We start from the raw sequence: 12,314 nt of genomic DNA on the forward strand, positions 1-12,314 counted from the left end.
CATTGTCACAAACCAGCGAAAAGCGCCAACCAGCGGCTAGACGTCATTAGCCATGTGGTTAAGGACTGAGATCAGCCGGTCGCGGTCCGATGTCAGGCCCTTGTAGTCTAGCTGGGCGAGATCGAGCGCTTCGAGTTGGGCAGCGAAGGACGCCGCGAGCTTCGCCCGATCGGGGTGCCGCGCCAGCACCTTGAGCGGATCGAGATGGATGCGGATGGTGAACAGGATATCGCGTGTAACAGGCAGTTTTCGCAACGTCTGTCGTTCGACGCGGATGAAGGCGTGGGCGTCGATGTCGCCATCGGGAAAGCGCGACGGTCGATTGGTGGCGCGATCGATGCGTTGCAGGCCGGAGAGCGGATGGTAGAGCGCGTCGCCTGACTGGATCGACCAGTTGTAGCGCTCGACGGCTTGCCCCTGGAGGCCGTCGAACATCCGGTTGATCAGGTCGGCCGGACGCGTGCCGGGGCCGAAACCCGGCACCGGCGCATGAATGTCATGCAGCGGCTTGCCGAACTTTTCCAGCAGCGACCAGGACGAGGGAAAGCACAGTGAGCCGGCGACCAGCCGCCAGCCGCTATCGCCGCGGCGCATCAGGATCAGGTCTTCCTGGATGAGCTGTGAGGCCCTGGCCAGCGGAGCATCGGCGAGGGAAGCAGGCAGACGGCCCGCCGCGCCCATCACCTCGACGCCCGATCCGGTGCGCCGATAGGTTTCGGGGAACCTCTCCATGAGATGCGCACCGAGCAGGTCGAGCACTTCCTGCTGGGCGTCCCGCGTGCGGTCCTCCTCGACGAAAACCCGCTCGGGGATTTCGGCATAGAGCCGGTGCTTCTCGGCGAGATACGGCAGCAAATGGCCGTCGATCTCGATCCAGTCCGCCGGATCGAGCGGCTTCAGCCCGATGGTGAAGAGTTTCGAAGAGCCGTCATAGGGCGTGTGGGTGGGCAGATCGGCCAAGCTCATGCTTCCCTGAATTCGTCGAGTCCGGCGCTGGTCATCCTCGCCAGGAATTCGGTGACGTCATAGTCGGCCGCGCCTGCCTTGGCGAAGGGATCGGCGGCTAGCCTGGCATCGAGCACCTCGCGCGGGCATTGCGCAATGATGATACCGCCGGTTCGCGGTTTCTTCGGCCCGGAGACGACGAACATGGCATCCTCTCGGTCTGGTTCTCAGGCAAGTTTGGCCGGGATCAGTCCGCGCAGCGAATTGCCGACGAACAGTGCCCTTGCGGATATCAAATCATCCAAGCTGTAGATCGCTTCGCGGGCGCGGCCTTCATCCAGAAGCTCTGCGCGCAATACGCCAGGCAGAAGGCCGCAGTCGAGCCGGGGCGTTGCCAGAACACCGTCGCCGAAATCAGCGAAGACATTGGTGATCGTGCCTTCGCAGATCTCGCCGCGCTCATTGGCCAGGATCACCTCGTCGGCCTGGGTGATGAGATACTCGGCACGGGCATGCGTGTAGTGCTGCCGCCGGCTGGTCTTGTGACGCAGCAGCATGTCGTGCGAATCCAACCGCGTTCTGGCCAGCCGCAGCGTCCAGACCTTGTCCGCGGCGGGCGGCTCATAGGGTTGTGCCGAGGCCGTCACCTCGCCGTCGTGCGACAGGACGAGGCGTGTGCGCATGGCAATGCCGGAATTGCTGACCGCGCTGCTCAGCGCCTCGCCGACCTTGCCCGGATCACAGCGGAAGCCGAGCTCCGCCGCCGAGCCATAGAGGCGCGCGAGATGGCGATCGAAGCGCAGGAAGCCCGAGCCGGGTTCCCAACGCATGGTCTCGATCAGCTGGAAGTCGGCGGTGTTCCCGTCGCGAAGCGCGCCTTCAGCAGACACTCCTGATACTCCTCCTCAGCCGTCGAATCGAAGACGACGCCGCCACCGACATTGTAGACGGCTTCACCACCCGAAAAGAGCGAGATGGTGCGGATCGCCACGGAAAAGCGCATCGTGCCGCCGGGCGCGATCCAGCCGATGGCGCCGCAATAGGCGTCGCGGGGCGTGCCTTCCTCCAGATCGTGCAGGATTTCCATGGCGCGGATCTTCGGCGCGCCGGTGATCGAGCCGCAAGGAAACAGTGCCGCGAAGATCTGGCGGATCGAGAGCCCCGGTAGCAGTTTTGCCCTGACGTCGCTTACCATCTGGTGGACCGTCGGATAGGTCTCAATGCGGAACAGCGCCGGCACGTCCAGCGTGCCGACCTCGGTGATCAGCGAGATATCGTTGCGCAGGAGATCGACGATCATCCGATTTTCGGCCTGGTTCTTCTCGTCGTTGCGCAGGAAGATCTTCTGCCGTTCGTCCTCGGCCTTCGTCGCGCCGCGCGGTGCGGTACCCTTCATCGGATGCGTCTCGATCATGCCCTCGGCGTCGATCTCGAAGAAGAGCTCGGGCGAGCGCGACAGCACGATGGGTTCACCGAGCGCGATCAGCGCGCCATATTTCACCGGCTGGCGTTCGGTCAACGCATCGAAGGCGGCCAGCGGCTCGCCCGACCATTGCGCATGAATTGGAAAGGTCAAATTGCCCTGGTAACAATCGCCCTGCCTGATGTGCTGATGCAGCCGCGAGAACCGCTTCTCGTAGTCCTCGGGCGACCACGTCGCACGGGCATCGAAGATCGGACCATTGGTCGCCGCTGTGTTGCGCGGCGGCACCGCCTCTTCGACCGGCGCATCGAAGACCCCGAGGCAGACGAGTGGAGCGCGGCGTCCGACCGGCAGCAAGGGAACAAGCTTGGGTTCGAGCAGATAGCCCGCCTCATAGGAGAAATAGCCGGCAAGCCATTTACCTGCATCGTGCGCGGCTTGCGCGGCTTCCAGCGCCGGCCCGAAATCCTTTGCCTCATGCGCCACGATGACATCGGCCGGCCGGTCGAAGACGAGCTGGCGCGCGCTTTCGTCATTGCGGAAAATTGCGGCGGGCAGGGACATGATACTCGGATGCTGCGGTCGATGATGCCATCATCCGCTCTATATGGGGGGCCGCTCGCGCGCAATCGAGGGAACGGCACGCTGCCCCTCAAAGCCGACCTTTGGGCCGACCTTTGGGTCGACTTTAGCCAAGCTAGGCCCAAAAGCAAACGGCGGCGCCATATTGGCGGCGCCGCTTGCAGTCGTCGCTGTGCTATCAAGTGTTGCTGGCTGTTCCAGCTGTTGGAAACTGCTTGGCGAATTCCTTCTCGTTGCCGGCGGCGAGCAGTTTGGCCTGCTCGATCCAGCGCTCGCGCGCGATGCGGCCGTCGAAATTCATGACGTCCTCGATCCGCTTGATATCGGCGGCTGTCCAGCCGGCGATCTGGGCGAAGCTGGTGATGCCTTGCGCCTTGAGCAGCTTCTCGTTGACCGGACCAATGCCGATCAGCCGGCGCAGATTGTCGGGTTTTGCCGCGCCTGCCGGTGCAGCTTTTTTGGCAGGGGCCGCCTTTGGTGCGGCCGAACTCTTGGCTGCCGCGGTCGCGGATTTGCTCGCCGCGGGTTTGGCCGTTGTGGATTTCGACGCTGCCGGCCTTGCCGCCGATTTCGCAGCCGTCGCTTTTGCAGGCGCGGCTTTGGCAGCGGCCGGTTTGGCCGGTGCCGGCTTTACGGGGGCGGATTTGGCTGTCGCGGGTGTCGACATCAGGGCCGAGGGAGCCGCCTTTGCCGCGGCGCCGGCAGCGGGCGTTGCCTGCGCGTCGCGCAGCCGGCGCTCGAGATCGGCGCGGGTCTTGCCGCATGCATCGAGCTCACCGGTCAGGCGGTCGCTGTCGGCGCGCAGCCTGTCGCGCTCGCTGCGGGTGCGATCAACGTCACCACGCAAGCTGTCGAGCTCACCGCGCAGACGTCCCCAGAGGAACCAGCCCACCAACACGCCTACCAGGAACGCCAGGACCACGTAGAAAAAAGTGCCCATTGTCTCTCTCCAGTCAGATTCGTCTACCGTGGGGTCATGACCTTCGGCGAAGGACTACTCGATGGTGATTCCGCGGTTCGCAGAACAGCCGGCTTCGGTTCAAGCTGTCGGCGATCGGCTTAGCTTGCCCATGCCCAACGGCCGTTGTCGCGTTCGCCTGAGCGCCACGGCCGGCTGGGATTTTTCCTCGCCGATCCGCATGCGCTCCGGCTGAGCTTGGAGCGAAGGCTATCATAGAGCTTGTGGAAAGCTATCGGAAAACTTCGATGGAGAGTACTTCAAGAACAGATATTTAGGGCGACGATAGAGCTATCCCAATATGCATTCCGGCTAAACTGTTGGGGGACGCGTTTCAAGCGTCGAGTGCTTCCAGCTCGTCGATCAGGCCACTGATGACGCCAAGCCCGATCTGCCAGAAGGCGGGATCGGTGGCGTCGAGGCCGAAGGGCGCCAGAAGTTCGGAATGATGCTTGGTGCCGCCGGCGCGCAGCATCTCGAAATACTTGTCCTGAAAGCCGCGCTCGGCGTTCTGGTAAACGGCGTAGAGCGAGTTCACCAGGCAGTCGCCGAAAGCATAGGCGTAGACATAGAAGGGCGAATGGATGAAGTGCGGAATGTAGGTCCAGAACACCTCATAGCCTTCGCGCAACTTGATCGCGGGACCCAGGCTTTCGGCCTGCACTTCCAGCCAGAATTGGCCGAGCCTGTCGGAGGTCAGCTCGCCATTCTTGCGCTCGGCGTGCACCTTGCGCTCGAATTCATAGAAGGCGATCTGGCGCACCACCGTGTTGATCATGTCTTCGACCTTCTGGGCGAGCATGGCCTTGCGCTCGCGCCTGTCGGTGGTCTGGTCGAGCAGCGAGCGGAAGGTCAGCATCTCGCCGAAGACCGACGCCGTCTCGGCCAGCGTCAGCGGCGTCGAGGCCATCAGTGCGCCCTGGCCGCTGGCCAGCACCTGATGCACGCCATGGCCAAGCTCATGCGCCAAGGTCATCACATCGCGCGGCTTGCCCATGTAGTTGAGCAGCACATAGGGATGCGCCGACGGCACGGTCGGATGGGCGAAGGCGCCGGGCGACTTGCCCGGACGCACCGGCGCGTCGATCCAGTTGCGGTCGAAGAAGGTTCGCGCGATCTCGGCCATGTCAGGCGAAAAACGCTGATAGGCCGACAGCACCGTATTCCTGGCCTCGTCCCAGCCGATGATCGCCTGCGGCGTGTCCGGCAACGGCGCATTGCGGTCCCAGTGGTTCATCACCTCCATGCCCAGCCAGCGCGCCTTCATCGCGTAATAGCGGTGCGACAGGCGCGGATAGGCGTCGCGAACGGCGGAAGCCAGGGCATCCACCACACTGCGCTCGACGCGATTGGCGAGATGGCGTGAATCGGCGATGTCCTCGAAGCCGCGCCAGCGGTCGGAAATCTCCTTGTCCTTGGTCAGCGTGTTGGTGATCAGCGTGAATGTGCGCAAATTTTTGCGGAAGGTCGCGGCCAGCGCCTCGGACGCCCGGCGGCGCACCTCGCCATCGGCGTCCTGCAGGCGGTTCAGCGCCGGCTCCAGCGTCAATTCCTCGCCGTCGATGTCGAAGCGAAGGTCGGTCATCGTTTCATCGAACAGGCGGTTCCAGGCGCCGCGCCCGGTGATCGACTTTTCGTGGAAGAGCTGCTCGACACGATCCTCGAGCTGGTAGGGCTTATCCTTGCGCAGATCGAGCACCCATGGCCTGTAATGGCCGAACGCGGGATCGCCGGCGAGCGCGCCTTCGATCGACGCATCGTCGATCAGGTTGAGTTCGAGCGCGAAGAACAGAAGGTGCGCGCTGGCGTCGGTCATCTTCTCCTGGATGTCGCCATAGAGCTTGGCGCGCTGCGGGTCGGCGGTGTTCCCGGCATAGACCAGTCCCGCATAGGAGACGATACGGCCGATCAGTTCCTCCAGCGCCTCGTAGGCGACAAGCGCCTCGCCCAGTCTGCCGGCGCTGCCGCGCTCGGCCTCTGCGGCCAGCGTACCCTTCCAGCGGCTCTCGAAGCTGGTCGCATCAGTGGCGGCCTTGGCGATGTCGCGCTTCAGTTCGGGCGCGTCCATGCCGGCATAGAGGTCGGCAAGGTTCCATTCCGGCAGGTCGCCAAGCTCGGCCGCGCCCTGACCGGAGGCCGGCGCCGCAAGCCGCCGAGCAGAAACCATGTGCCCAGAATCCATGTGCCCAGAATCCATGCGCATTGCCGACACCTTCCGTGGCCGAAGTTCAAGGGGAAATGAGAAGCCGGTCAAATCCTAAGGAATTCATTCACCGGGTTTTTTGAAACCTTATTTAGAACCCTGTGCCAAGATGGTCCACAGGGCAGAATTCCTCGGGCGGGCAGTCGTACCAGTCATGACAGGTTCCATACTCATAGTCGATGACGATCCCGTGCAGCGCCGGCTGCTCGAGGCGGCGGTGACGCGGTTCGGCTACAGCGCAATCGTCGTGGATGGCGGCGCGGCCGCTCTCGATATCCTCGATGGACCCAGCGCCCGCGAGGTTTCGGTGGTCATCCTCGATCTAGTCATGCCCGGTGTCGACGGCATCGGCGTGCTGAAGGCGATGCGCGAGCGCGACATCAATGTGCCGGCCATCGTGCAGACCGCGCAGGGCGGCATCGAGACCGTGGTTTCGGCGATGCGTCACGGCGCCTTCGATTTCGTCGTCAAGCCGGCGTCTCCCGACAGGCTGCAGGCGTCGATTAGCAATGCGCTCAAGGTCGAGGCCGTCGAGGGTGAGGTCAAGCGCACGTCGCGCAAGCGCGGCGGCCTGCTGACCTTCAAGGACATGATCACGCACAGCCCGGCCATGGACAAGGTGATCCGACTTGGCCAGAAGGCGGCCGCATCCAACATCCCGATCCTGATCGAGGGCGAGTCCGGCGTCGGCAAGGAACTGGTGGCGCGCGCCATCCAGGGCAGCGGCGACCGCCGTTCGAAACCCTTCGTCACCGTCAATTGTGGCGCCATTCCCGACAATCTGGTCGAATCGATCCTGTTCGGCCACGAGAAGGGTTCGTTCACCGGCGCCACCGACAAGCACACCGGAAAATTCGTCGAGGCGCATTCGGGCACGCTGTTTCTCGACGAGATCGGCGACCTGCCGCTCGACGTGCAGGTCAAGCTGTTGCGCGCGGTCCAGGACGGTGAGGTCGATCCGGTCGGCGGACGCTCGACCGTCAGGGTCGACATCAGGTTGATTTCGGCGACGCACCGCAACCTGCTGCAGCAGGTCAAGGACGGCAAGTTCCGCGAGGATCTGTTCTATCGGCTGAACGTCTACCCGATCTTCGTACCGCCGTTGCGCGACCGCCGCGACGACATCCCCTATCTGGTCACCCATTTTATGGACAAGGTGGCGCCGGCCGACCCGCGTCATCGCTTGCAAGGCATTTCGGCGGCGGCGCTTGCCGTGTTGCAGGCCTATGATTGGCCCGGAAACATCCGGCAGCTCGAAAATGCCGTCTTCCGGGCCTCGGTGCTTTGCGAAGGCGATATGTTGACCGCGGAGGACTTCCCGCAGATCCGGGCGCAGGTGGAAGGCACCGTCAACCTCGGTGCCGACGGCGACGCGCCGTCCCTGCCTTTGGAGGGTCGCGATGAAGACGCCTTGCCTGGCGAGGGTAGCCAGGCAACTACGTTCGATCCGCCGGCCAGGCTGCAGCCCCGCTTCGGCACATTGCGGGCGCTCGACGAGCGCGGCAATGTGCGTGCGCTGGCCGATGTCGAACTCGAAATGATCAAGCTCGCCATCGACCACTACAACGGCCAGATGAGCGAAGTCGCACGTCGACTCGGCATCGGCCGCTCGACGCTCTACCGCAAGCTCAAGGAATACGGCATCGATCCGGAGACCGGCCGCGTCGACCGACTCGCCTCCTAAGGTTTGCTGATATTCAGGTGATTCCGGCCTGCGAACGGTAGCTCCGCTCCGGTTCTCGAGAGCCATCACTTTCGGCTCGGCCTGGCCCGAATCTCGAAACACCTTAGAAAGCATGGCTCCTTGCTGCAGGCTTCGGCACAAGGTCGGCGCCAGCTTGCACCGCTACAATTGGCCCTGTATCGGGCTTTCAGCGGAATCGTGGCAGGCCTGTGGACAGCTCTGTTCACGCATTAAGGCCAACGGTAACAGATCGTGTTCGGGCAAAGGCGGAAACATGATCTAAACCAGCGGTTTACCAAGAAATCCTGTGCACAATTTTTGACGGGATATCGCCACGGTGTTACCGCATTTCGGCTTCAATAAGCGATGATTAACCATTAGGATCGATATTCGGATGTGATAACGACACATCCGTTTGGGCAAATCCGGGGACAAACGGCAGCCTGCAGGGCCTTTTGATTTGAACAGAATCGAACGACACACAAACGGGCGGCACCATCATTTGAGCGTCTGGCCGAAGTGGCTGGCGGTGTTGATTGTCGCTTTTGGTTTTGTTGCCGCGGCTGCGACCGGAGCCAGCGCCGAAACACGTTCGCTGAAGCTCTATCACCTCCACACCCACGAGAAGGCCGAGATCGTCTACAAGCGCAACGGCCGTTACGTTCCCGAGGGTCTCAGGAAGATCAACATCATTCTGCGCGACTGGCGTCGCAACGAGCCGACCAAGATGGATCCGCGTCTGCTGGATCTGGTCTGGGAGGCGTACCGGGAGGCTGGCGCCACGGATTACATCCAGGTCGTTTGCGGCTATCGCTCGCCGTCGACCAACTCGATGCTGCGCAGCCGGAGCCGAGGCGTCGCCGAGAAGAGCCAGCACATGCTCGGCAAGGCGATGGATTTCTACATTCCCGGCGTGCCGCTGAAGAAGCTGCGCAACATCGGCCTCAAGATGCAGGGCGGTGGCGTCGGCTACTATCCGTCATCCGGTTCGCCGTTCGTCCATATGGATGTCGGCAATGTGCGTCATTGGCCCGGCATCAGCCGACAGGAACTGGTCAGCCTGTTCCCCAACGGCAAGACGCTGCATGTGCCGAGCGACGGCAGGCCGCTGCCCGGCTTCGAGCAGGCGCTCGCCTCCTACAAGGCGCGCAAGGGTTCGGGCTCGCCGGCCATCGAACTGGCCAGTGCCGGCGGCAGCAGCAAGAAATCGGGTGGGTTCCTGTCGGCTTTCTTTGGCGGCGGCGACGACGAGGCCGAGGACAGCGCCGATGTCGAGACCGCTTCGGCTGCCCCCGCGCCCAAGCCGAGAAACCTGAAGCCGGCCGCGGCAGCCAAGACCAGCAATCTCCCGGGCATCGCCATCGTGGCGCCGGAGAATGCGCAGCGCGCCGAAATTCCGCAGATTGCCGAGGAACAGGCTCCGGAGCCGGAAAAGGATACGCCGGAGACGATCATCGCGGCGCTGCCGGCACGCAGCGTTCCGCTGCCTGATTTCGCACCGCGGCCGAAGGCCGATGTCGGCGCGCAGCAACCTGAGAACGTGCCTTTTGCCATGGCGGATGCGACGGCCACCACCGAGCAAGCCGTGGCGACCGCGCATGCCCCGGCGAGCGTTCCTTTCGGATTGGCCGATGCAAAGGCTTCGGCTGATGCGACCCAGGTCGCGGTCAACAACGTACCGTTGCCGACATGGCGCCCCGACACTTCGCTGCCAGCCGCTTTGGCTCCGTCACCCAGCAAGGATGTGCTGATGGCGCTGGCTGAGACAGCCGATCAAGGCAAGACCGCGACCGATGCGTTCTCGGTGCTGCCGACGGCGCGGCCCGAGATCGCCAAGCCGGACGAGGTCAAGGCCGTGCTCGACGAGGCCAATGCCCAGGTCGGCGCGGCCTATTACCAGGTTGCTTCGCTGTCCCAGTCCGAGCCGCGTTCGGCCTTCAACGATCCGGGCACTGACGCCGCATCGCCTCGCGATGCTGTCGTAGCCCGCCCGGCCGGCTCCGATCCGGCCGCCGCGATCGGCGCCGGCGTCAAGACGACCCGCAAGGAATCGAGGGCCACCGCCCGCGACCTGAAGCCCGGCCCCAAGGCCATGGTGGTTGCCGCGGCACCGCAGGCCGCCCGCTGGGCGCTGACCAGTGGCGAGCATGTCGCCACCGTTTCAAGCGCGACAACGGCGCCGGGCTACGCCTACAGCATCGTGCACACGCCGCCGAGCGAGGTCTACACCGCCGGCTTCCAGCCGAGCAGCGAGGTGGCCGATGCCAATCGCTTCACCGGCAACGCCGTCAAGTTCCTGTCGGTTGCCCGCTTCCAGACCAAGTGACGACCAATCGATCGACAAAGCCGCGCCGGGCAACCTGCGCGGCTTTTTGTTGCGTGACTCTTTTTGTTGCGCGACTGGGCAACTGATCGAAGCCGAATCAAAAACCCGGCCGATGCGAGTCGGCCGGGTTTTTTCCTGCTGCGCCGAATGCCTATTTCGCGAGCTTGCTCGCCGCGCGGGCGAGCGCTTCGATCTCGTCCCACTTGCCGGCCTTGACCAGATCGTCAGGCGCCACCCAGGAACCGCCGACGCAGATGACGTTTGGCAGGCTGAGATAGTCGGCCGCGTTCTTGCCGGTGATGCCGCCGGTAGGACAGAACTTCACATCGGCCAGCGGCGAGGCGAAGGCCTTCAGCGACGCGATGCCGCCCGACTGCTCGGCCGGGAAGAATTTCAGGAAGCGCAAGCCTGCCTCGCGCGCGGCCATGATCTCGCCGGGCGTGATGGCTCCGGGCAGCAACGGAACATCGCTATCGGCGGCTGCCGCCAGAAGCTCGCGGGTGATGCCGGGGCTGACGATGAATCGCGAGCCCGCGGCAGCCGCCTCTTCGAACTGCCTGATATCGAGAATGGTGCCGGCGCCGACGATGGCTTCCTCGACTTCACCAGCCACCCGCCGGATCGCTTCCAATGCATCGGCGGTCCTCAGCGTAATCTCGATCGCCGGCAGGCCGCCGCGTGCCAGAGCGCGTGCCAGGGGCACGGCATCGGCGACATCGGAGATCTTCAGCACCGGGATGACTGGCTGGCCGTTGAGGAGCGACAGGAGTTTTTCGGTCTTGCTGGGCATGTGTCTCTCCGTGGCGTGGAACAATTCAACCGATTAGCAGAAGGTCGTTTTCCTGTCCACGAAACCGGCCGTGTCGCGATGTCACGCGTCGTCGATGCTCGCCGGGATTAGGTTAACAAAGGCGACAGCCAGTACGGCGGTGTCAGCAGCTTTTGTGCCGGGCAGCTTTTCACGATAGGAATTTTTTCTTGACTCCATGCCCTCAGCTAAGGTACATATTTATCTATGGTGCTGATTTGCGCCAGTGACCCGCCGCACGGGCGGGTTTTTCGTTCAATGCTCCGTCAGCCAACGCGCCGGCGAAGGCTCCGAAGGAACCCGTTAACCCGAGTTCGTTGCCCTGCGGGTTTCCCGCTTTGCCTTGAATCGGCTTGCTTGAGCGTCTAGTGGCTTCGGCGATGACATCACTTCCACCCCTTCCACCCCTTCGCGTCGCGGCGCTCTACCGGTTTGCCCGGCTCGATGCTTTCGAGGAACTGCGCGCGCCGCTCGCCGCCTTCTGCTGCGGGCGCGGCATCAAGGGCACGCTGCTTCTGGCGCATGAAGGCATCAACGGCACCGTTGCAGGTAGCGAAACGGCGATTGCCGAACTGATCTTGTATCTCGAAGCCATCGAAGGGCTCGCCGGTCTCGAAGTCAAGTACAGCGTAGCTGCTGAGATGCCGTTCCACCGCATGAAGGTGCGGCTAAAGCGCGAGATCGTCACCATGGGTGTCGATGACATCGATCCTTCGAAAAGCGCCGGCACCTATGTCGCGCCGGCCGACTGGAACGCGCTGATTTCGCAGCCCGATACCGTCATCATCGACACGCGCAACGCCTACGAGGTGTCGATCGGCACGTTCAAGGGCGCGATCGACCCCGCCACTGCAAGCTTTCGCGAGTTCCCAGCCTGGGTGGAAGCGCACCGGGCGGAGCTCGAAGGCCGCAAGGTGGCGATGTTCTGCACCGGCGGCATACGCTGCGAGAAAGCGACCGCCTATGTCAAATCGCTTGGCTTCGATGATGTGTTCCACCTCAAGGGCGGCATCCTCAAATATTTGGAGGAGGTTCCGGCCGAACAGAGCCTGTGGCAGGGCGAGTGCTTCGTCTTCGACGAGCGGGTTTCGGTGTCGCACGGCCTCGCCGAGGGCGAGGCGGAACTCTGTCGCGCCTGCCGCCATCCGCTGACGCCGAGCGAGCTGACGTCGCCTCAATTCGCCGCCGGTGTTTCGTGCCCGCATTGCTTCGATGCGCGTTCGGACGAAGACCGCCAGCGTTATGCCGAGCGCCAGCGCCAGGTCGAGCTTGCTCAGGCGCGGGGCAGGGGTCCGCATATCGGCTCCTGATCCGGGCACCGGGCCGCCGGAAAGCGGCTGCCTGTCATTGCAATGTCAAGTTTCGGGACCTACGTCTTCGACGTT

At 63.5% G+C, this 12,314-nt stretch carries 10 protein-coding genes; 3 read left to right on the forward strand and 7 right to left on the reverse strand.

What is annotated here, in order from left to right; all coding sequences use genetic code 11:
* Positions 1 to 36: 36 nt before the first annotated feature.
* The 6 genes from ACSQ3L_RS10155 to ACSQ3L_RS10180 all read right to left on the reverse strand — a co-directional run bounded on the left by ACSQ3L_RS10155 (position 37) and on the right by ACSQ3L_RS10180 (position 6,075).
* Positions 37 to 966, reverse strand: coding sequence for a heme-dependent oxidative N-demethylase family protein (locus ACSQ3L_RS10155; protein WP_436159816.1), 930 nt, complete (start codon positions 964 to 966; stop codon positions 37 to 39).
* The gene (locus ACSQ3L_RS10160) at positions 963 to 1,151 is read right to left on the reverse strand and encodes a YciI family protein (protein WP_436159817.1); all 189 of its coding nucleotides are present in this window, start codon (positions 1,149 to 1,151) and stop codon (positions 963 to 965) included. The genes ACSQ3L_RS10155 and ACSQ3L_RS10160 overlap by 4 nt, the downstream gene beginning before the upstream one ends.
* Before the next feature lie 21 nt (positions 1,152 to 1,172).
* The gene (locus ACSQ3L_RS10165; protein WP_436159818.1) at positions 1,173 to 1,835 is read right to left on the reverse strand and encodes an aminotransferase class IV family protein; all 663 of its coding nucleotides are present in this window, start codon (positions 1,833 to 1,835) and stop codon (positions 1,173 to 1,175) included.
* The gene (locus ACSQ3L_RS10170; protein ID WP_436159819.1) at positions 1,784 to 2,932 is read right to left on the reverse strand and encodes an aminodeoxychorismate synthase component I; all 1,149 of its coding nucleotides are present in this window, start codon (positions 2,930 to 2,932) and stop codon (positions 1,784 to 1,786) included. Before ACSQ3L_RS10170 ends, ACSQ3L_RS10165 begins: the two co-directional genes overlap by 52 nt.
* A 196-nt stretch (positions 2,933 to 3,128) precedes the next feature.
* On the reverse strand, positions 3,129 to 3,890 hold the full coding sequence (locus ACSQ3L_RS10175) for a proton-conducting membrane transporter (protein WP_436159820.1): 762 nt from the start codon (positions 3,888 to 3,890) through the stop codon (positions 3,129 to 3,131).
* A 352-nt stretch (positions 3,891 to 4,242) separates the two neighbouring features.
* Complete coding sequence (locus tag ACSQ3L_RS10180) at positions 4,243 to 6,075, reverse strand: M3 family oligoendopeptidase (protein ID WP_436159821.1); 1,833 nt, start codon at positions 6,073 to 6,075, stop codon at positions 4,243 to 4,245.
* Between the two features lie 190 nt (positions 6,076 to 6,265).
* Between ACSQ3L_RS10180 and ACSQ3L_RS10185 the strand changes: the two genes are divergently transcribed.
* Positions 6,266 to 7,795 (forward strand): sigma-54-dependent transcriptional regulator, encoded by a 1,530-nt coding sequence (locus ACSQ3L_RS10185; protein ID WP_436159822.1) that lies wholly within the window; start codon positions 6,266 to 6,268, stop codon positions 7,793 to 7,795.
* 502 nt (positions 7,796 to 8,297) lie between these two features.
* The gene (locus ACSQ3L_RS10190) at positions 8,298 to 10,121 is read left to right on the forward strand and encodes a DUF882 domain-containing protein (RefSeq protein WP_436159823.1); all 1,824 of its coding nucleotides are present in this window, start codon (positions 8,298 to 8,300) and stop codon (positions 10,119 to 10,121) included.
* Between the two features lie 151 nt (positions 10,122 to 10,272).
* Here the strand turns inward: ACSQ3L_RS10190 and ACSQ3L_RS10195 are convergent, their stop codons facing one another.
* On the reverse strand, positions 10,273 to 10,911 hold the full coding sequence (locus tag ACSQ3L_RS10195; protein WP_436159824.1) for a 2-dehydro-3-deoxy-phosphogluconate aldolase: 639 nt from the start codon (positions 10,909 to 10,911) through the stop codon (positions 10,273 to 10,275).
* 398 nt (positions 10,912 to 11,309) lie between these two features.
* Here ACSQ3L_RS10195 and trhO point away from each other — a divergent pair, with 398 nt between their 5' ends.
* Positions 11,310 to 12,239 carry an oxygen-dependent tRNA uridine(34) hydroxylase TrhO gene (trhO, locus tag ACSQ3L_RS10200; protein WP_436159825.1) on the forward strand — a complete coding sequence of 310 codons (930 nt, stop codon included), beginning with the start codon at positions 11,310 to 11,312 and terminating at the stop codon, positions 12,237 to 12,239.
* Positions 12,240 to 12,314 lie beyond the last annotated feature (75 nt).

Source organism: Mesorhizobium sp. LjRoot246 (assembly GCF_964254115.1).
In the GTDB taxonomy this organism is placed as follows: domain Bacteria; phylum Pseudomonadota; class Alphaproteobacteria; order Rhizobiales; family Rhizobiaceae; genus Mesorhizobium.